Raw genomic sequence first — 20,424 nt, forward strand, 5'->3', positions numbered from 1 at the left:
CGTCGAGCAGCTCGCGCATGAGACCGCCGCGTCGCCCGCGATTTCCCAGGCGCTCTCGAGCTTCTGCCCGGCACACAGCGGCGCTGCCCCCGCCGCGTTCCCCGAGCAGCGCGCCCCGAGGAGGCCCAGCCTGAGCGCACCGGCACGAACAACGGCTCAAAATCGTTAATAAATACGTACATTTATAGAAACGACCCAGTTCGCCCACAGGCGCGGAGCGGTGCCGGGGAAGCGCCGGGGCCAGGCCCATGGGGTCGGGGGTGGGAGCGACCTCGGTCGAGCTCAGGCAGGGGTCGGAGGGGCCCCGGCTGCGCGATCCTCCAACTTCCAGAAAGGGCCGCCTTGCTCCGCCGCACCTGCTTCGGATAGAAACGTCCCAAGATGTACGGGCGCACGGTCGAGGAGCAGTCGCACTGCGCGCCGCGAACCGGTCATGCAAGTCCCCAGGCAGCGAGCGTGGCGCCGCGAACGTGTGGTACCGGTGGTAAGGCATGCCCGCACCAGCGGGGAGCCGGTTGGATGATGGTCGGGGACCGCACGTGCGGCGCCCGGTGATGACAAGGGCTACAGAGCCCGCAATGCCCAGGGCCCCATCGCGAGAGCGCTGGCGGAGGAACGATGGTCAACCCTCAGATGGTGATGTACGAGGAGGAATTCAACCAGATCCAGAGCGTGGTGGATCGCCTCGTCAAGGACGCCAATGCGAAGGTCGTCTTCATCGTTGACAAGAACGGGCAATTGATCGCCGCGAGCGGAGACGTCGACAACCTCGACACCACCTCGCTCGCCTCGCTGACGGCGGGGAACATCGCCGCCACGGGCGGGATGGCGAAGCTCCTCAAGGAGAACGAGTTCGCCACGCAGTTCCACGAGGGTGAGAAGGCGAACATCCACATCCAGCTGGTCGGGAACCGCGTCATCCTCGTGGTGATCTTCGACTCAAAGTCGAGCCTCGGGTTGGTGAGGCTCCGGGTGCGAAAGGCGAGCGAGGAGCTCAACCACATCTTCGAGGCGCTGCTCAAGAAGGTGCAGGAGCCGGGCGCTGACTCGCCGTTCGCCGAGATCACCGACGAGGACATCGACAACCTCTTCAACGACTAGGAGCGCGGTCGATGAGCTTCATCAATTACATGGCGCGCGAGATCAACTGCAAGATCGTCTATTACGGCCCGGGTCTCTGCGGGAAGACGACGAACCTGCAGTACATCTATGAGCGCACCAATCCGGACGCGAAGGGGAAGATGATCTCCCTCGCCACGGAGACCGACCGGACACTCTTCTTCGACTTCCTCCCGCTCGCGCTGGGCGAGATCCGCGGCTTCAAGACGCGGTTCCACCTGTACACGGTGCCGGGGCAGGTCTTCTACGACGCGAGCCGCAAGCTCATCCTGAAGGGCGTCGACGGCGTCGTCTTCGTGGCGGACTCGCAGCTCGGCCGCATCGAGGCGAACCAGGAGTCGGTGGAGAACCTCCGCACGAACCTGGCCGAGCAGGGCTACTCGCTCGACAAGATCCCGTACGTCATCCAGTACAACAAGCGGGATCTGCCGGAGATCGGCACGGTCGAGGAGCTCCGGTCGCTGCTCAACCCGACGAACGTCCCCGACTTCGAGGGCGTCGCACGGACCGGCGTCGGCGTGTTCGACACGCTGAAGGCGGTCGCCAAGCTGGTGCTGACCGAGCTGAAGAAAGGCGGCCCCTAGCATCGAGGGGCAGCCCGGAAACGAAGGGCGGCGCGGCGAGCGAGACCGAGGACTCGCTCGCGCCCGCCGCCGCGATCAGGTGCGCTGGTAGATGCGGTTCCGCCGGTTGCGGTTCTTCGCCTTCAGCTTGGACCGGTGGCGCTTCGACTTGGAGCGCGTGGTCTTTCGAGGACCTTTCGACAGCATGAGAAACATGGACAGGCTCCGTTGAGGCGCCCGACGCGGCGGCGTCGTGCCGCCGCTGTCGGTGCGAAGGGGCGGCAACCTACGGCATCGCAGGGCAAAATTCAACCGGAGAGCATCTCGACCTGGCACGCGGACAGGTTCCCGCGACGATGAGCCGGGTACGGCACCAGGGTCGAGCTTTTCTGCTATCGGTGTTGGAATCTCGTGCGGTTCAGACCCCTCCTCTTCCTGGCCGCCGCCTCGGTGACCGCGACCGCGTGCGGCGCGAGCATCAACGCGGTGTACGAGGGGGACGTACGCTTCGAGCACTGCATGGCGCTCGACTCGATGCCCGAGATCAAGCCGACGCTGCGGCGCGCGTGCTGGGACGAGTGGCTCCAGTTCTACACGTTCGGCCAGACGCGTGACCGCGTGGAGTACGCGACGCTCCGGGAGAGGCAGCTCAGCCGCGCGAGCGACTTCGACGAAGGCGACTGGAGCCCGCCCAGCAGCCGAGCGCCCGCCGTTCCGGAGCCGACGAGCGCGCTCGCGCCGCCGCCCATGCTCCTGAACGCCGACGCGCCTGCGCCCGCCGGAGAGGCGGACGCGGGGGCCCCCGACGCGCCGCTGAGCGACGTCGAGGACGCGGCGCCGCCGGGCTCGGAGTGCAGCGCGGCGTGCCAAACGAGCTGGAACGAGTGCCGGCAGGACTGCAAGTCCGCCGTGTGCGAAAAAGGGTGCTCCGACAAGTACACGCGGTGCATGCGTCGCTGCTTCTGAGCGAGGTCCGCGCTCTGCGGACATGCCTCACCTTGTCGCACCAACATGGCCCGGAATCTTGACCCGCGATCGAGCGTAGGACTATCCGCGTACACGATGTCCGCCTCGCACGCGCCCACTGAGCTCAGCACCACGGTCTCGGATCGCAACGGCACGGCGTCGGCCGTCGAAGGGCTCGGATCGAGCGCCGGCCCGGTGCGGGTGCTGCGGCCACGGCGCGCGGCGCCGGCGGACGCAGTTCGCCCGACCCGCGCGGAGGTGAACCTCGCGCACCTGCGGCACAACCTGCGCGTCCTCGAGCGAGCGATGAGCGGCACCCACAGGCCGCAGATCTGGGGTGTGCTCAAGGCCGATGCGTACGGGCACGGCGCGCCGGCCGTCGCGCGGACGCTCGAGCGGACCGGCATCCCCGGGCTCTGCGTCGCGCTGCTGGAGGAGGCCGTCGAGCTGCGGGACGCCGGCATCCGGCTGCCCATCCTCGTCATGGGCGGCTACTACGGCCCGCGCCGCGAGGGGTTCGAGGAGATCATCGCGCGCGATCTCGTGCCCGTCGTCTACGACGCTGGACAGATCGAGCGCCTCGCGACCGTGGTGCGGCTCGAGCAGCGCGGTCGCGTCGGCGTCCATCTCAAGGTCGACACCGGCATGGGACGGCTCGGCGCCGCGAGCTCCGAGCTCGAGGCGGTGTTCGCGGCGCTCGCCAGGCACCCGGAGGTGAGGCTCGACGGGCTCATGACGCACCTCGCCTGCGCGGACGCCGACGACCTCGGCGTCACGATCGAGCAGATGGAGCGCTTCGAGGAGATCGAGCAGCGGGCGAAGCGCTTCGGCCTCACGCCGCGGGTGCGGCACGCCTCGAACAGCGCGGCCATGCTGCGCCTGCCGGCCGCGTGGCTCGACGTCGTTCGACCCGGGGTCGCGCTCTTCGGCATCTCGCCGTGCGCAGGGCTCGCGCCCGATCTCAAGCCGGTCATCCGCGTGCGCAGCGAGATCGTCGCGCTGCGGACGATCGCGAAGGGCGACAGGATCGGCTACGGCCACACCTGGCAGGCGTCGCGGGAGAGCGTCGTGGCCACCGTGCCGATGGGGTACGCCGACGGCCTGAGCCGCCAGCTGTCGAACCGCGGGGCCGGACTCGTGCGCGGCCAGCGCGCGCCGATCGCCGGCGCCGTGTCCATGGATCTCACGATGCTCGACGTGACGGACATCCCGGGGGCGCGCGTGGGCGACGAGGCGGTGTTCCTTGGAACACAGGACGGGCCGCTCGGGCGCGCGACGATCAGCGCCGAGGAGATCGCCGGGCTCACCGGGACGATCGCCTGGGAAGTGCTGACGAGCATCTCGCGCCGCGTGCCCAGGTTCTACCGCGAACCCTGAGCTCGCGCGGGCGGCGCTCGCCGGCAGCGCCTGGGCGCCGGTGCGAACGAGCGTGGTACGCTGCTCGTCATGAAGACGGCCGTGAAGCAGCGGGCCGGCGTCTGCGGCATGATCTACTGCCTCGGTGCCGCGCTCGCGCTCGGGGCGGCGCTGTCCGCGTGCGCGGACGACGACACGAAGCAGCGTCCACGAAGCGGCGTCGGCCAGGGGGCGCAGGAGCCCGAGGACGGGTTCAACCCGGGGCCCGGAGGCTCGAGCGGACCACCGCCCGTGGACGCGGGTGGGCTCTGCGGCAACCAGATCCATCAGGTAGAGATCGCCGAGGCGCCGAACCTCTACTTCGTCCTCGACGCGTCGGGCAGCATGCTCAGCGCCGCGTCGTCGAGCGCGACCCGCTACGACCGAGTGCACGAGGCCGCAGTCGATCTCGTGCGCAACCTGGGTCCTCTGATCAACGTCGGAGCCGCCGTGTTTCCGCTCGAGGCGACCGCCGATGCGCCGTGTCGGCCCGGCGGCGAGGTGTTCCCTGTCACGCCGGGAGATCCCTTCTCGGACGGCCAGGAGGGGCGCCCGACCACCTCGAGGTTCCGCTCGGCGACGCGCGTGGTGCCGCTCGGCGGGACGCCGACCGCGGCGACGCTCACCGCGCTCACGCCGAGGCTCGTGGAGCTCCCGGGCAAGACGATCGTCGTGCTCGCGACCGACGGGGGTCCAAACTGCAACAGCGCCGCGACGTGCAGCGCCGAGGAGTGCATCGCCAACATCGAGCAACAATGCCCCGAGGAGAACTGCTGCGCGCCTTATGGGGCCTCGGGGCCGGGTGGGTGCCTCGACCGCGACGACACGGTCGCCGCGATCGCGCGGCTCGCGGCGAGCGGCATCGACGTCTATGTCGTCGGCATCCCCGGGAGCGAGTTCTACGGCGATGTCCTCGACCAGATGGCGCTCGCCGGCGGCGCAGCGCAGTTCGTGAGCCCCTTCTACTTCAAGGTGGACAGCCTCGACACGCTGGGGAACGTGCTCTCGAGGATCGCCAGCATCGTCGTCTCGTGCGAGTTCGATCTCGCCGACCCGCCTCCGGAGGACGGGCAGACCAACGTCTACCTGGATGAGGAGCTCGTTCCGTACGACCCGGAGAACGGCTGGCGCTGGAAGTCTCCCGCCGCCGTCGAGCTCCTCGGAGAGGCGTGCCAGAAGCTGAAGAGCGGGCGGGTGGGTCAGGTCCAGATCGTGTCCGGCTGCCCCACGGAGGTGGCGCGGTGAAGCGAGAAGGGACGCCGGGCTCGGTCTCGCTGCTCCAGCTCACGGCCGACGCCGCCGACGACGCGGCGCTCGACGAGGTCGACGCGGTCGCGGCCGCGGCCTTCGACGTACCGCAGTTCTCCGCGCGAGAAGAGCTGCACCGCCCGTGGACGCGCTGCTGGGTCGCGCGCGAGGGACGGCAGGCGCTCGCTTTCCTCATCGCGTGGCACGTGGCCGACGAGCTGCACGTGCTCAACATCGCCACCTGCCCGACCGCGCGTCGGCGCGGGCTCGCGACGGCGCTGATGCGCCGCTCGCTCGAGTACGCGCAGCAGCAGCAGGTGCGGCTGCTCCTGCTCGAGGTGCGCCGCTCGAACCGGGCAGCGATCCGGCTCTACCGGAAGCTCGGCTTCACGGCGATGGGCGTGCGCCCCCGGTACTACAGCGACAACGGCGAGGATGCGGTGGAGATGGTGCTCACGCTCGATCCGACGACGGGCGCGGTGCAGCCAGGCCGCGACGAGATCCGCATCGAGGTCTGACCCGCGCCGCGCTGCTCAGCGCGGGCCAGCGGCGGCCGCGGAGGGAAAGCGGGAGACCGCCGCGAGCGGCGGGAGCCGCGCCGCCACGACCTGCAGGGGGGTCAGCAAGAGCGGCCGGAGCAGCGTCTTGGCTCGCTCGTCGAAGGGCTGGAGGAGCGCGTCGGCCTGCCGTGTCGCCTCGATCAGCCGCTCGGCCATGAGGCGCGCGTCGACGTTCGGGTTCAGGTCCTCGAGCCGCTGGATCTCGTCGCGCAGGGAGCTGAGCAGCGAGATGTACCGCGCCAGGGGCGTGTCCGTGACCGGCGCCGAGCCGCTCGGCGCGGCGGGGACTCCGAACTCGACGGTCCGCTTGAACTCGTCCGGGACCGAGCTCGGCCGGTTTCTGATGAGCTTCACGTTGAGAGGGATCTTCAACCTCGTCTTCTGCTCGATCTTCCGCTCGAGGTGCTCCTTCCCGCGCTTCATCAGGCCCGAGTCCTCGAGCGCGCTGCGATCCCGCTTCCACTGCGTGTTGTCCTCGAGGGCGCGGATGATGCGGAGGTACGGGTAGTCCGGCTTGGCGAGCTCCATGTAGATCTCCTTCGCCTCCTTCAGGTTGGCCGGGGTCCGCACGGTGAGATCCGCCATCCAGTCGGTCCACTGCGCGATGTAGCGGGCGTCGTAGTCGGCCGCGAGGCCGTCCAGGTTCTTGTTGATCGAGGTCTCCTCGCCGGGCGCTAGATCCACGACCCAGCGCTCCGCCAGCAAGCTCTCCGCGCCCTCCTCGAGCTTCTCGAGCACGGCGAGGTGCCCCTTCTCGGTGTACGGGCCGTCGACCTCCTTCCAGCGCTTCTCCTTCGCGTACAGCTTGCTGCCGATGACCTTCAGCACGTCGGGGCGGTCGGCGAACATGTCGCCCAGCGTGTGCGGAGGATACTTGCGGTTCGCGCGGCTGTTGTCGCCCGTCGGGTCGTACTTCTCCTCGACGATCGAGTTGACGAAGAAGTCGTAGTAGCGCTTCCGCACCGGCACCGCCTGCAGCGTCGCGCGCACGCTCGTGACCAGGTCCTCCTTGCGCCCGACCGGCGTGACCCGCTTCTGCTTGATGAGCGACAGGTAGTACGCGACGTGCGGCTCGAGCTGCTTCGTCAGCTCGCTCTCACCGAGGTTCGACGTCGGCCGGAGCACCTCGGCCCAGAGCGAGGTGAACCTGTCCGTGGCCCAGTCGACGTCGAGGTGCTCGACGTCGCTCAGCATCAGGTACAGCTTGAGCTCGTTCCGCTCGCGCAGGTAGTGCTCTCCCTTCGCGAGCTTGAGGCGATCCTCGAGCCGCTGTTTGCACGGAATCACGAAGCCGTTCTGGAGGCTCGCGACGTAGACGTGCACCAGCGGAGGGTAGACCGTCTCTCCCTGGAACATCGTCCAGCCCATCCCGTCCGGCGGTCCGTCCTCGCGCGCCTTGTCTATCTCGAGGAGCCGGCTCAGCGCAGGCCGCAGCGCCGCGAGTTTGTCCGAGACGGGTCGCGTGTCCTCCCATCGGATCGCGCTGACGGCGCGCGCGTCTGCCTCGGCGTCGCGGAGGAACTCGCGGTTGTTGCTGAACGACACGAAGCTCGGGATCGCGAGGATGACCCCGAGCGTCGCGGCCGCTGCGCTGATCGCGCCGCGCATGATCCGCTGGCGCCGGATCTCGCTCGCGCTCCTCGCGGCGATGTCCCCGTCAGGGAAGACGACGTTCATGAACACGTCGTGGAGGAAATAGCTCTTCGACTCGACGTTCTGCTGAGCCACCGCCTCGTGCGTTCGGATCCCCATCGCGTGGCCCATGCGCTGGAGGACACGGTCGAGCGGCCTGCCCTCCTGCGTGCCGCTCGTGAAGTAAAAGCCCCGGAAGATGGGCGTCCCCTGGAACGCGTTCACCATGAAGACGGTCGAGACGAGATCGGACAGGTTCCGACGAATGCCCGAGAACTCGAGCGGGAACTGGTAGACGCGCTCGCGCACCTCCCGGCTGCGCTCCATCACGAGCCGCTTCAGCGCGCGGCCGTGGATCTGCTTGGCCAGGGCGTCGAACTCGGCGTCGAACAGCCTGCCCGGATCGGTCTTGTCTGCGCTCAGCTTGAACGTCGCGCCCCACGCCTGGGCGCGGTCGCTCCTGCGCATGTCGCCGAAGAACTCCGAGAAGCCCGCGATGAGATCGCACTTCGTGAACAGGAGGTAGACGGGCAGCACCATGTGGAGCTGCGTCATCACCTCGTCGATGCGCGCCCGGAGCTTCTTCCCCATCTGCTCGACCTGCTGCTCGCTCGCGTCGATGAGATCCGCCACGCTCACGGCGACGAGGATGCCGTTGAGCGGGCGCCGGGCGCGATGCCTGAGGAGCATCTGCAGGAACGCGATCCACTCCTCGTGGTCGTCCTGCTCGGTCGTGTAGCGCCCCGCTGTGTCGAGGAGGATCGCCTCGTTCGTGAACCACCAGTCGCAGTTCCGCGTGCCGCCGACGCCGCGCACGCCGCCGCCGTTGCTCGGGTGCGCATACGGGAAGACCAGGCCCGAGTGCTTCAGCGCGGTCGTCTTCCCCGCCCCGGGCGGGCCGATGATGACGTACCAGGGCAGCGAGTAGAGCGCCGCGCTGCCGTGCTTCTTCCCCTTGCCGAGCTTCGAGGTCTTCAGCGCGCTGATGCCGCCCTGGACCTGCCGCTGAAGCTCCTGGATCTCGGCGCGGCGCTCGGGCCGCGCGTTGAGCGCCTGCTGCACGCCCTGCTGGACGATCGCCCGCTCGAGCGCAGACGCGGCGCGGCCCGCCTTGACGCGGCGGAACACGAAGAGCGCGACCGCGGCGAGCGCGATGACGACGGTCGCCGCGATCGGGATCGCGGTGGACAGCTCGAACGTGAAGTACGCCGCCCAAGAGATGAGGAGCAGTAGCCCGAAGAAGACCCACAACACGCCCGCGACGATATCACCGGTCGACGCCGCCGGAGCACGTCCACGCGCGGCGCGGCGATCTGGTGCGTGGCGCGCGGCGCCGCGGAGCGCGCGATGCGCTTGCGCGCAGCGGCCCCCGGCTCAGTCGCCGTCGCGCTGGTAGTCGCCCGGCTCGAGCGCGACGTCGGTCTCGTCCCCGGCGGCGAGCCGGCGCGAGCGGATCGCGTCCACGGCGATGTCGATCACCTCGAGCCGCGTCGACGGCGCGTAGTACTCGTCCTCCGAGACCGGCGGCAGCTCGGCCAGCCTGGCCGCGACCGCCTCGCGGTCGTCGTCCTCCAGCTCGAGCGCCGCAGGATCGCCGCTCAGGGGATCCTCCGCCGGATCCCGCGCGGCCTCGGCGCCAGGCTCCCGCGTGAGCGCCTCGCGGACGAAGAGCACGGGGCTGAACGCGAGGTACACCGACCCGAACTCGACCTGCCAGTACGTCGGATCTTCGCCGTCCATCCGCCACCACGACGGGTACCGGCGTCGGATGACCTCGCCGAAATAGACGCCGGCCATGTGCGCGACCACCGGCAACGCCTCGACCTTTTCCGACGTCGCCCTACGCGCCTGCTCGAGGTAGTGGTCGAGCACGGGCAAGGTCTCCGGCCGATAGTCAAGCCGTACGCCGAGCGCGCGCTCCACAAACCGCACGCACCCCTCGGCGAGATCCTCCACGACGGGCGGCGGCGGCGCGACAGCCGCGGCGGACAGAGCAGACGTGGCCGACCGCTCCGCAGAAATCGGAGAGGAACCTGCACCGTTCTGTTTGGTATTCATGGGCTCCACGCTATCCTTCTCCGGTGCGGGTGGCCGCTCGTCATCATCGCGATGGTGCTGGGAGCGTCTCCGCAAGCTCGGCAACATCGACCAGCGCGACAAGGTCGACGAGATCGCCAAGACGAGCGGCCGGTCTCGGGGCCTCAACGAGGTCCCGGGTGCAGCGGAAGTATGGGCCACCGGACGTTCTCCGAGGAGCGGGGATCCGGGGATCCGGGATCACAAGCTCCCAGCTCCGGCCCGACCGGCCCGGCTGTGGATTCGGATTTGAATTCCTAACGGAAGTCGAGGCCTTCGTGCTAAGCTCCGCCCTCGCGTCGAAATGAGACTCGGGATCTTCAGCGATACCCACGCCAACTACGAGGCGCTTAGCGCTGTGCTCGAGTCGTACCGCCACGAACGCATCGACGTGTACTACTGCCTCGGGGACACGGTCGGCTACGGCGGTTCGCCAAACGAGTGCGCCGATCTCGTCCGCAAGGTCGCCAAGAAGACGATCCTCGGCAACCATGACGCAGCGGTCGCGGGGAGGATGGACTACTCGTACTACTACGAGGCCGCTCGGCAGGCGCTTGACACGCACGCTGCAATGCTCTCCTCGGAGAACGCGGCCTGGCTTCGGAGCCTGACGTACCAGGAGAAGTTGACGGACATCAACGTCGACCTCTGCCACGGCTCGCCCGTCCGCCTCGAGGAGTTCGAGTACATCTTCGCCCCCGAGCAGGCGCGCGAGTGCCTCCCCATGTGGAACGAGCTCGGTCACATCACGCTGATCGGCCACTCCCACCTCTGCAAGGTGTTCGCCCTGACGCCGACCAGCGTCGAGGAGCTCCCCGCGGTGGACTTCCAGCTCGAGCAGGGCCGCAAGTACATCGTGAGCGTCGGGTCGGTGGGACAGCCGCGGGACTACGACAACCGCGCGAGCTACACGATCTACGACAGCGACACGAAGCGCTTCGAGTTCAAGCGCGTCGAGTACGACATCGAGACGGCGGCGGAGAAGGTGCTGCGCGCCAAGCTCGAGCGCAACTTCGCCCACCGGCTCTACATCGGGGTCTGAGCCTCCACGTCGCAGCCGCGCTCGGCGCGGCGCCTGGTCGGCGCGTTCCGCCGCGGCTTCGGCGACGATCCCGCGCCGGCGTTTCGGTTACCGACCGGGTGTGGCTCGCCAGAGGCTTCGCCCGGAGCCCTGCGTTCGTTCCGCGGCTCCCGGAAGCCGGCCGCGCGCCGTGCGGTCAGCCCTGGCGGCGGCCAGCTCGCGCTGTTCGCCGCGGGCGGCAGTGGTAGAGCAGCATGCTCGTCTGGTTGTCGGGCGGCGCTGCGGAGAAATCGCTGCGGAGCTCCGTGAGCTCGAAGCCGTTGTAGTGGAGCAAAGCCTCGAGCTCCTGCGGGTAGAACTGCCGGTGCGCGAGCGGCGTCATCCAGCGCTCGCCGCCGGTGACGGGCGAGAACTCCATGGAAACGAACAGGATCTGCCGGACCTTGTCGTAGTCGAACCGCTCCGTGTACCGGACGACCTCGCCTGGGCCGTCCTTCGCGGGATACCGGAAGCGCGGCGTGGCGTAGGCGCGATCCGGGTCGCGCGCGAGCTCGGCCGGCTCGGGCATGGAGACGTCGAAGACGAGCTCGCCCCGCGGCGTCAGGTGCTCGCGGGCTCGCGCGAGGAAGCGCTCCACGTCCGCGCGCGTGTAGAGGTGCAGGAAGGCGTTGAACGGGCAAACCACGAGCGGAAAGCGGCGCCCGAGCCGCAGCGAACGCATGTCGCCGCGCCGGAGGCTCACGCGGGAGGCAACGTCGCGCGGCTCTCGCCCGAGCTGCGCGCGCAGATCGCCGAGCATCGGCGCCGACAGATCCACGCCCGTGATCCGGACCCCCGCCCTCGCGACGGGTAGCGTGATGCGCCCGTTGCCACAGCCGTACTCCAGCACCGGCCCCGCGGATGCCACGGCGAGGTCGACGTAGTAACGGACGTCGTCCGTACGCCGCGCGTAGGTCTTTGCGTAGTACGCCGGATCCTCGTAGTGGGCCGACGTCCCCGCTTCGAGCTCCGGATCGCGGCGCTGGACGGAGCTCGAAGCGCGCCTGGACCTCGTCGAGGCTGCCCCTTTCATGAGAAGCGACGGCTCAAGCGCAGCGCTGGCACGACGACGAGCGCGAGCTCTGCGGTGGGGCGCTCGCGGAGGCGTGCATCACCGGGGCACGCTCGTGCGGCGCGCCATCCGCCATCAACGCTGGCCGCCAGCGTTCATCTGCTGGAGCCACTCGGACACGACCTCGTGGGAGCTCCGGTGGAAGTGCACCTTGCCCGCCGCGATCTCTCGAAGGCTCGTCACGGCAGGCTTGTTCTTCGTCTTCACGAGGGTGTCCGCGCCCTTCATGAGCTGCCGCGTCCGGCTGGCCGCGAGCACGACGAGAGCGAACCGGTTTTCCTCGCGCTCGAGGCAGTCTTCCACAGTTACACGTGCCATAGGGGCGCCGAGAGTAGCGCCCTCGTCCAGAGACCGCAAGGCGCATGCCGCCCGGCGGTCGGGTCGGCTGGTCTGCCGTCGGCTGGGCGTGTTCCGTCGGGCGTGGCGCTGCGGCCTCATCCGGTCGACATGACGCGTTGCACATTGCCCTCCGCGCACGTCCCGACTACGAGATGCGACCGTGGCCGCTGAGCAGGACTCCCTTCTACCCCCTCCCCCCCGCCCGGCCCCCGGGCTGAAGTACCGCCGCATCGTGCTGAAGCTGAGCGGTGAGGCGCTCTGCGGCGAAGAGGGCGGGTTCGGCATACGTCCCGAGACGCTCCACCACGTGGCCGCCGAGATCGCCGAGCTCCAGCGCATGGGGGTGCAGATCGCGATCGTCGTGGGCGGCGGCAACATCTTCCGCGGGCTGAAGGGCGCGAGCGCGGGGATGGACCGCTCCCAGAGCGACTACATGGGCATGCTCGCCACGGTGATCAACGCGCTGGCCCTGCAGGACGCGCTCGAGAAGACCGGCGTGCCGACGCGCGTGATGACCGCGATCGAGATCCGGCAGGTCGCCGAGCCGTACATCCGCCGCCGGGCGATGCGCCACCTCGAGAAGGGCAGCATCGTCATCTTCGCCGCGGGCACCGGCAACCCGTTCTTCTCGACCGACACGGCAGCGGCGCTGCGGGCCATGGAGATCCAGGCGCAGGCGCTGTTCAAGGCGACCAAGGTCGAGGGCATCTACGACCGCGATCCGGTGCGCCACGAGGGCGCGCAGATGTTCGCGCACCTGAGCTACGACCGCTTCCTCGCGGACCGGATCGGCGTCATGGACTCCACGGCGGTCACGCTCTGCCGCGAGAACAAGATGCCGATCCGGGTGTTCAAGCTCACGACCCGCGGCAACATCCTCCGCGTCTGCAGGGGCGAGGAGATCGGCACGATCGTCGACTGAGCGCGAGCGCGTTTGTGCGCTCGTCGCGGCGGGGCACCCGCCGGCGCGCCGACAGGAACGCGGCCGGCACGCCCTCGAGCCGCGAGGAAACCGTGCTACACCCCGAGCCAGCAATGACCCGAGCTCCGGTGCGCCGCCCCCTGCTCGCCATCTCGCTCGCCGCGCTCGTCGCAGGCTGCGATGAACCCGCCCTCCAGGTCCCGGCCGACGCGGGCGACCCGGTGTTCGGGCTGACCGCCGAGCAGTCGGCGCGCGTGCTCGCGAAGGTCGGCGACCGGGTGATCACGCTCGGCGACTTCGGCAGGACGCTGGAGCGGATGGATCAGTTCGATCGGCTCCGGTACCAGACGAAGGAGCGGCGCCGCGAGCTGCTCAGCGAGATCATCGACGCGGAGCTGCTCGCGCTGGAGGCCAGGCGCCGGGGCCTCGACAAGGACTCCGCGGTCGAGGACGCGACCCGGCAGCTCCTCCGCGAGGCGATGATCGCGCAGGCGCGGAAAGGCCTGCCCGCGCCCGCCGACATCCCCGCGTCCGAGGTGCGCGCGTACTACGAGGCGAACGCCGACAAGTTCAGCGAGCCCGAGCGGAGGCGCGTCGCCGCCATCGTGGTCGGCGACAGGGCGCTCGGCGAGAAGGTCCTCAAGGAGGCGCAGAAGGCCGGGAGCAGCAGCGCATGGGGAGAGCTCTTCCTCAAGCACTCGCTCACGGCGCCGAGGGACAAGAGCGCGAGCCCGCCGCTCGACCTCGCAGGGGAGCTCGGGATCGTCAGCCCTCCCGGCGATCCGCGCGGCGCTCACCCCCAGGTGCCAGAGCCCGTCCGCGCGGCCGCGTTCCAGATCGGCGGCGTCGGAGCGGTCAGCGACACGCTCGTCGAGGCCGACGGCCGATTCTACATCGTCCGCCTGAGCGGGCTGACAGGCGGACACCGGCGCGAGCTCGCCGAGGCCGAGCGCTCCATCCGCGTCGCGATCCTCCAGCAGAAAATGCAGGATCAGGAGCGCGCCCTCGAGGAGGAGCTGCGAAAGAAGTTCCCCGTCGAGATCAACGACGCGGCGCTCGCCTCGGTGAAGCTGCCGGAGCAGCTCGCGGCGCCCCCGAGCGCGCCGCAGCCCGATCCCACGAAGCCCAGCGCGCCGCGGCCGGAGAAGTCCGGAGATGTCGCGGCACCGGCGAGCGATGCGGGCAAGTAGCGAGCTCGTCGCCGCCGCGCAGCTCGCCCGCCGGCCCGGCAAGGAGGGCGCGGAGGTCCGCGCCGTCGCGCCGCCGGAGCCCCCGGCGCCGCTCGCAGCGAGCGCGCAGCAGGAGACGCGGCCGGATCGCGCGAGGACGCGGAAGCGCGACTGGACGTGGCAGCTTCGCCGCGCGCTCTCGAGCGCCGACGACCTCCACCGGGCGCTGTCGCTGACGCCGGAGGAGCTCGCAGGCGCGCGGCGCGCCGAGAAGGCCGGGCTGCCCATCCGCGTCACCCCCTACTACCTGAGCCTCTGCGACAAGGGCGATCCGGCATGCCCGATCCGACGGCAGTGCGTGCCGCTCGCCGACGAGGCCGCCGAGGTGCCCGGCGACCTGGTCGACCCGCTCGGCGAGGTCGCGCACGAGGTCGCGCCGCACCTGGTGCAGCGCTACCCGGATCGCGCGCTGCTGCTCGCGACCGACCGCTGCGCCGTCTACTGCCGCTTCTGCACCCGCTCGCGCATGGTCGGCGACGGCGGCGGCGCGGTGGCGCTCGATCGGCTCGCGCCCGCCATGGCCTACCTCGAGGCGCACCCGGAGGTGCGCGACGTCATCGTCAGCGGCGGCGATCCGCTGGCCGTCTCGACGGACCGCGTCGTGCGGCTCATCGCCCGGCTGCGGCAGGTGCCGAGCGTCGAGACGATCCGCATCGCCACGCGCGTGCCGGTCACGCTGCCGCAGCGGATCACCACGGAGCTCGTGCGCGCGCTGAAGCCGCACCACCCGCTCTGGGTGATGACGCACTTCAACCACCCGAAGGAGCTCACGCCCGCCGCCGAGCGCGCGTGCAAGCGGCTCGTGGACCACGGCTTCCCCGTGATGAACCAGACGGTGCTGCTGCGCGGCATCAACGACGACGCCGCGACGCTGGCGGCGCTCTTCCGGGGGCTCGTGCGCTGGCGCGTGCGCCCGTACTACCTGCTCCAGATGGACCCGGTGCGCGGCACCGCGCACCTGCGCACGCCGCTCGCGACCGGCGTCTCGCTCATGGAGCAGCTCCAGGGCCGGCTCACCGGCATCGCGCTGCCGAAGCTGATCGTGGATACGCCCGGAGGGATGGGGAAGGTGCCCGTCGGCCCCGAGTACATCGTCGATCGCCGGCCAGGGCGGACCGTCCTCCGGACCCACCGCGGCGTCGAGGTCGAGTACGTCGACCCCCCGCCGCCGCCGCCCGGCGGCTGAGCTTCCGGCTCAGCGAGCCGGGCCGCGCGAGAGCGGCTTCGCGATCCGGAACGACAGGTTCAGGGCCCGCGTGATCCCGAAGAAGCGGGTGCGCGACGCGCTCCTGCACTGCTGCGAGTCCGCGGACCAGCTCCCCGAGCGGGCGATGCGCCACGGCGGCGCGTCCCCGCCGGCGTCGACCGCCGACTCGATCTCGCGCGACGTCTCCGCCCACGAACGCTCGCCGCTCACGTCGGCGACCCACTCGCGCACGCCGCCCGCCATGTCGCGCACGCCATAGGGCGAGGTGTCGATGGGGAAGGTCCCGACCGGCTCCGGCTGCGCCAGGAAGGGGCGCGACGAGCGCATCAGGCAGAACGTCGGATCGAAATGATCCCCCCACGGGTAGAACCGGCCGTCGGTCCCGCGCGCCGCTTTCTCCCACTCCAGCTCGGTGGGGAGGCGGACATCGAGGCCGTCGCGCTCGCTCCGGAAACGGCAGTAGGCCACGGCGTCGAACCAGTCGATGAGGATGACGGGGAGGTTCCAGAGGTGCCCCTCCTCCACCGGGAACCGCTTCAGCGCGTCGCCCTCGACCACGGTGGGCAAGGGCTCCCAGCCGCCGCTGCTGGCGGGCCGCGCGACGTAGCCCTCGGAGCCGCGCGTCCCGTGCGGGGCGCGCTTCAGCGCGAGATCGAGATCGTGCGCCTCGAGCTCGTTCAGGAACTCGCAGTACTCGCGGAAGGTGACCGGGAACTTCGCGATCGCGAAGTCGGGGACGTGGAGCTCGGCGCGCCGGAGCGGATCGTAGGCCTGCGCGTCGCCGCCCGCGATCAAAGAGCCCCCAGGGATGTAGACGAACCCTTCGCCGATCTCCGCGTCGGTGTAGAGGTTCACCTCGGCGCGGTGGTGGGTGCCCCGCTTGAGCAGCAGCGGGTACCGCACGTCCCGGTAGCCGGCGCGCTTCAGGACGAAGAGGTAGCTGCCCGGCTTGAGGTGCACCTCGCGCAGCGGCGTGCGGCCGAGCGAGCGCTCCTCGCTGGCCACGAGGATGCGATCCTTCTCGACATAGCGGTACGCGACGACGCTCGCGCCGGGCGGCGATGAGTCGATCGAGAGGACGGAGTCGGCGGTGAGCAGCGCGGCGTAGCGCCCCACGTCGAACTCCGCCACGAGCGCCTCGTGGTAGATGCGCGCCGCGTGCTGGTGCTCCTGGTCCGCCCGCACCGCGCGCGACCAGTAGAGATCCGCGAGCCCGGAGCGCGCCTCGACCAGATCCGGATCGTACGCGAGCGCCTTCGTGTAGAGATCGATCGCCTCGGCCGCGGCGCGCGCCTGCTCGCGCTCCACCCCGGCGGCCCTGTCCTCGAGCTGCCAGCCCGCCCGCTTGCGCTCGATCGGCTCGTACTCCTTCACGTCCTTGAGCAGCCGCCGCGCCTCCTCGACGAGCCGCTCGCGCTCGCTGTCGAGCCGCCGATCGCGCTCGAGCGGGGCCTTGGCGAGCTCGCAGAGCTTGATCGCCTCCTCGCGCCGGCGCATCCGCTCCTTGGCGCCCTCGAGGAACGCCTCGGCCTCCGCCGCGACGCGGTCGGCGGTCGGCGGCCGCTGGTCCGGGTCCTTCGCGAGCATCGCCAGGCAGAGATCCTCGAGCAGCAGCGGGCAGCTCGGCGCGATCGAGCGCGGCGGCTTGGGGTCGCGCGTCTGCGTCGCGAGGATCACGGCGAGCACCGTCGGCGCGTCGAACGGGTGCTCGCCGGTGAGGATCTCGTAGAGCACCACGCCGAGCGCGAAGATGTCCGCGCGGTGATCGATCCGCTTGTGATCCCCCCGGATCTGCTCCGGGGCGATGTACCCGGGCGTGCCCGACAGCGCGCTCGCGAGCGCCTCGTGCCGCTTCCGGCCGAAGTCCTGCCCGCTCGGATCGATGGTGATCGGCTCGCTCACCTCCGTCCTCGAGAGCAGCTTCGCGTTGCCCCAGTCGCCCAGGTACACCTCGCCGTAGTCGCCGAGCAGCACGTTCTCCGGCTTGATGTCGCGGTGCACGACGCCGCGCCGGTGCGCGTAGGCCAGCGCCCGCGAGATCTGCACGAACGCGCCGATGAGCCGGACGAGGGGCCACTGCCTGCGGAGCTCGGGGTTCGTCAGCACGTTCTGCAGGCTCTGCCGCTTGACGACCCGCATCGAGTAGTAGGGCTGCCCGTTCGGCAGCGTGCCCAGGTCGTAGACCGGGATGATGTTCGGGTGCTCGAGCTGCGCCGTGATGCGCGCCTCCGTCAGGAAGCGGTTGCCGACCGCGGAGTCCGCCTCGGCCCCCGGCTTCAGCGTCTTCAGCGCCACCACGCGCCCGATCTCCCGATCGCGCGCCTTCACCACCTTGCCCGCGCCCCCCGCGCCGAGCGCCTCCCCGACCTCGTAGCGGCTGCCGCCGGTGTTCACGGCGCGCGTGGCGGAGGTCGCGAGCGTGGGGAAATCGGCCACGGCGTCCTCTTCGGGCAGGTCGATCTCCCGCTGCGTGTCGAAGCGCAGCGCGTCCGGATCCTCGATCTGCGGCGAGAGGGCGCGCGCGACGTGCGGGGGGCGCGCCTCCTGCGCGAGCAGCTCCGGCAGCGCGGCGAGCTGCTCCGGCGTGAGGATCCCCTCGAACAGCTCCTGGGGCGTCGAGGCGCCGCCGAGGGTCCATCGGCAGGCCATGTCCCAAAGAGCGTTGGGCTCGATGATCCCTCGCGCCACGGCGGCGACGGCCAGGGCACGAGCCTCACGCGTCTGAGCGAGCTTCACCCGAGCGACCTCTCGTCCGAAACGATCTCACCGTGCGATGCGAGGCGGAAGGCCGCGCTGGGACCGCCGACCCCAGGGCGGCGCGAGACGGAGGGGCAGCGCGCTCCCGCGAGCGCTCCAGGGCTGCCGGTGACGCTGCTCCGTGCGCATCTCACGAGACGCCACACGTCAGGTGCCGTGGCTGGCGACCGCGCTGCTGCCACACCGGCTCGGGCTGCCCGCGCCGGAGCCGCGGCGCGGCAGGGCCCGAGCGGCGGAGGCAGCCCCGGCGTCCCCGTCTTCAGAGGGTCTACGTGTCGGAAATTCCTGCATTTACCAGCGGCAATGAGCGCCGATCAGGGTACGTGGTGTCCCCGCGCGTGTGCAAGAGAGTAGGGTGGAGGCCGCCCCGGAGCGCGGTCATTTTTCGTCGCGCCCCCGGGCGTGCGCGCGCCCTTCGCGCGCTGGCGCGCCTCGCGCCGCCCGCGCGGCCCTCGCGCCTCCCACGTTTCCGCTGACCTCGCCCCGCTGTCGTCGCTGGCCCGCCCCGCTGGCCGCGACATCGGCCTGCCTCAGGCTCGCGGCGCCGCGCGCGGCGGGGTTTCGATCCTCGCGGGGGTCCGTGGTAGGGCGCGGGCATGGCTGATCCGACGGCCCCGAGACGTCCAGCGCTCGCCCGCCTCGACGCCATGAACGGCCGCGCGCTAAATGGGGGCGGAAAAGACCGCCTCGCCAGGCAGCACGAGGCGGGCAAGCTCTCCGCGCGGGAGCGCATCGACCTGCTCCTCGACCCGGGGTCGTTCGTCGAGATCGACCGGTTCGTCGTCCACCGGTGCGCCGACTTCGGCATGGACAAGCAGAAGGTCCTCGGCGACGGCGTCGTGACCGGCTGGGGGCTCATCGACGGGCGCAAGGTCGTGGTGTTCGCGCAGGACTTCACCGTCATCGGCGGCTCGCTCTCCGGCGCGTACGCCTCGAAGATCTGCAAGGTGATGGATCTCGCGATGAAGGTCGGCGCCCCCGTCATCGGGCTGAACGACTCGGGCGGCGCCCGGATCCAGGAGGGGGTCGAGTCGCTCGCCGGCTACGCCGACATCTTCCTCCGCAACACGCTCGCGAGCGGCGTCGTCCCCCAGATCAGCGCGATCCTCGGGCCGTGCGCGGGCGGGGCCGCCTACTCGCCCGCCATCACCGACTTCATCCTGATGACCGAGCGGACGAGCTACATGTTCATCACCGGCCCGGAGGTCATCAAGACGGTCACCAACGACGACGTCACCAAGGAGGACCTCGGCGGCGCCGCCACCCACGCCTCCAGGAGCGGCGTATGCCACCTCATCGCACCTGACGACCGTGCGTCGCTCGCGCAGCTCCGTGAGCTGCTCTCGTTCCTGCCCTCGAACAACACCGAGGATCCGCCGCGTCGCCCCGTGACCGATCCCGAGGACCGCGAGGTGCCCGAGCTCGACGCGATGGTCCCCGCGGAGTCGTCGGAGCCGTACGACGCCAAGCAGGTCGTGCGCGCCGTGGTCGACGACGGCCGTCTCTTCGAAATCCACGAGCGCTTTGCGCAGAATATCGTGGTCGGGTTCGCCCGGATCGGGGGCGCGCCCATCGGGGTGGTCGCGAACCAGCCTCAGGTGCTCGCCGGCTGCCTGGACATCAAGGCGAGCGTCAAGGCGGCGCGGTTCGTCCGTTTTTGCGACTGCTTCAATATCCCGCTCGTCACGTTCGTGGACGTGCCCGGCTTCCTCCCCGGGATCGACCAGGAATACGGCGGGATCATCGCTCACGGCGCGAAGCTCCTCTATGCCTTCGCCGAGGCCACGGTGCCCAAGGTGACGGTGATCACCCGCAAGGCCTACGGCGGCGCCTACGACGTCATGGCGTCCAAGCACATCCGCGCCGATTACAACCTCGCGTTCCCGACCGCCGAGATCGCCGTCACGGGGCCGGCGGGCGCGGTGAATATCGTGTACCGCCGGGAGATCCAGCAAGCGGCCGACCCGGCCGCCGCCCGCGCACGCTTCGTCGAGGACTACAAGGCGAAATTCGCCAACCCGTACAAGGCGGCCGAGCTCGGCTTCATTGACGAGGTGATCTACCCTCGCATGCTCCGCAGTCGGCTGGCACGGGCGCTCCACCTCCTGCGCGGCAAACGGGACAAGAACCCGCCGAAGAAACACGGAAACATCCCGCTTTAGCAGAATTTTGGGACGGCGCGGCGCCCGCGTGAATCATGCGCAGCGAGAGATCGGCCAGCGAAACTGCTTAGAGCGCGTGCGCAGGAGCGTGCCGGGGCGAGCGACGCCGTTGCGCGG

16 protein-coding genes are annotated in these 20,424 nt (G+C 70.2%); 11 read left to right on the forward strand and 5 right to left on the reverse strand.

Translation table 11 applies throughout. From position 1 onward, the window contains the following. Positions 1-618: 618 nt before the first annotated feature. The 6 genes from WME76_RS34095 to rimI all read left to right on the forward strand — a co-directional run bounded on the left by WME76_RS34095 (position 619) and on the right by rimI (position 5,809). Positions 619-1,101 (forward strand): roadblock/LC7 domain-containing protein, encoded by a 483-nt coding sequence (locus WME76_RS34095; protein ID WP_012239856.1) that lies wholly within the window; start codon positions 619-621, stop codon positions 1,099-1,101. A gap of 11 nt (positions 1,102-1,112) precedes the next feature. After that, positions 1,113-1,703, forward strand: a complete 591-nt coding sequence (locus tag WME76_RS34100; protein ID WP_012239857.1) for a GTP-binding protein — start codon at positions 1,113-1,115, stop codon at positions 1,701-1,703. A gap of 390 nt (positions 1,704-2,093) precedes the next feature. After that, positions 2,094-2,648, forward strand: coding sequence for a hypothetical protein (locus WME76_RS34105; protein ID WP_437956398.1), 555 nt, complete (start codon positions 2,094-2,096; stop codon positions 2,646-2,648). A 96-nt stretch (positions 2,649-2,744) separates the two neighbouring features. Beyond that, entirely contained in the window at positions 2,745-4,025 is a 1,281-nt protein-coding gene (alr, locus tag WME76_RS34110) for an alanine racemase (RefSeq protein WP_437956399.1), read from the forward strand. A gap of 69 nt (positions 4,026-4,094) precedes the next feature. After that, positions 4,095-5,288, forward strand: coding sequence for a vWA domain-containing protein (locus WME76_RS34115; RefSeq protein ID WP_437956400.1), 1,194 nt, complete (start codon positions 4,095-4,097; stop codon positions 5,286-5,288). Further along, positions 5,285-5,809 (forward strand): ribosomal protein S18-alanine N-acetyltransferase, encoded by a 525-nt coding sequence (gene rimI / locus WME76_RS34120; RefSeq protein WP_437956401.1) that lies wholly within the window; start codon positions 5,285-5,287, stop codon positions 5,807-5,809. Before WME76_RS34115 ends, rimI begins: the two co-directional genes overlap by 4 nt. A gap of 15 nt (positions 5,810-5,824) precedes the next feature. Here the strand turns inward: rimI and tssM are convergent, their stop codons facing one another. Beyond that, complete coding sequence (tssM, locus tag WME76_RS34125) at positions 5,825-8,737, reverse strand: type VI secretion system membrane subunit TssM (RefSeq protein ID WP_437956402.1); 2,913 nt, start codon at positions 8,735-8,737, stop codon at positions 5,825-5,827. Between the two features lie 120 nt (positions 8,738-8,857). Continuing rightward, the gene (locus WME76_RS34130) at positions 8,858-9,541 is read right to left on the reverse strand and encodes a hypothetical protein (RefSeq protein WP_437956403.1); all 684 of its coding nucleotides are present in this window, start codon (positions 9,539-9,541) and stop codon (positions 8,858-8,860) included. A gap of 322 nt (positions 9,542-9,863) precedes the next feature. On the opposite strand from WME76_RS34130, the gene WME76_RS34135 reads away from it, so the two are divergent. Then, positions 9,864-10,601, forward strand: a complete 738-nt coding sequence (locus WME76_RS34135) for a metallophosphoesterase family protein (protein WP_061611099.1) — start codon at positions 9,864-9,866, stop codon at positions 10,599-10,601. A 175-nt stretch (positions 10,602-10,776) separates the two neighbouring features. Here WME76_RS34135 and WME76_RS34140 read toward each other — a convergent pair whose 3' ends face one another. Together WME76_RS34140 and rpoZ are read right to left on the reverse strand one after the other, a co-directional pair. Continuing rightward, positions 10,777-11,652 carry a class I SAM-dependent methyltransferase gene (locus tag WME76_RS34140; RefSeq protein ID WP_437956404.1) on the reverse strand — a complete coding sequence of 292 codons (876 nt, stop codon included), beginning with the start codon at positions 11,650-11,652 and terminating at the stop codon, positions 10,777-10,779. A 114-nt stretch (positions 11,653-11,766) separates the two neighbouring features. Continuing rightward, a complete protein-coding gene (gene rpoZ / locus WME76_RS34145; RefSeq protein WP_437956405.1) occupies positions 11,767-12,009 on the reverse strand; it encodes a DNA-directed RNA polymerase subunit omega in 243 nt (80 codons plus the stop codon). A 181-nt stretch (positions 12,010-12,190) separates the two neighbouring features. Here rpoZ and pyrH point away from each other — a divergent pair, with 181 nt between their 5' ends. The 3 genes from pyrH to WME76_RS34160 all read left to right on the forward strand — a co-directional run bounded on the left by pyrH (position 12,191) and on the right by WME76_RS34160 (position 15,367). Next, the gene (pyrH, locus tag WME76_RS34150; protein ID WP_437286382.1) at positions 12,191-12,952 is read left to right on the forward strand and encodes a UMP kinase; all 762 of its coding nucleotides are present in this window, start codon (positions 12,191-12,193) and stop codon (positions 12,950-12,952) included. 128 nt (positions 12,953-13,080) lie between these two features. Then, positions 13,081-14,142 carry a peptidylprolyl isomerase gene (locus tag WME76_RS34155; RefSeq protein ID WP_437956406.1) on the forward strand — a complete coding sequence of 354 codons (1,062 nt, stop codon included), beginning with the start codon at positions 13,081-13,083 and terminating at the stop codon, positions 14,140-14,142. Continuing rightward, positions 14,129-15,367 carry a KamA family radical SAM protein gene (locus WME76_RS34160; RefSeq protein WP_437956407.1) on the forward strand — a complete coding sequence of 413 codons (1,239 nt, stop codon included), beginning with the start codon at positions 14,129-14,131 and terminating at the stop codon, positions 15,365-15,367. The genes WME76_RS34155 and WME76_RS34160 overlap by 14 nt, the downstream gene beginning before the upstream one ends. Positions 15,368-15,376: 9 nt before the next feature. Here WME76_RS34160 and WME76_RS34165 read toward each other — a convergent pair whose 3' ends face one another. Beyond that, positions 15,377-18,037: a protein kinase domain-containing protein gene (locus tag WME76_RS34165; RefSeq protein WP_437956408.1), complete on the reverse strand. Its 2,661-nt coding sequence runs from the start codon at positions 18,035-18,037 to the stop codon at positions 15,377-15,379. A gap of 704 nt (positions 18,038-18,741) precedes the next feature. Between WME76_RS34165 and WME76_RS34170 the strand changes: the two genes are divergently transcribed. Continuing rightward, positions 18,742-20,307, forward strand: coding sequence for an acyl-CoA carboxylase subunit beta (locus WME76_RS34170; RefSeq protein WP_437956409.1), 1,566 nt, complete (start codon positions 18,742-18,744; stop codon positions 20,305-20,307). Positions 20,308-20,424 lie beyond the last annotated feature (117 nt).

Source organism: Sorangium sp. So ce119 (genome assembly GCF_051524405.1).
Lineage (GTDB): Bacteria > Myxococcota_A > Polyangia > Polyangiales > Polyangiaceae > Sorangium > Sorangium cellulosum_G.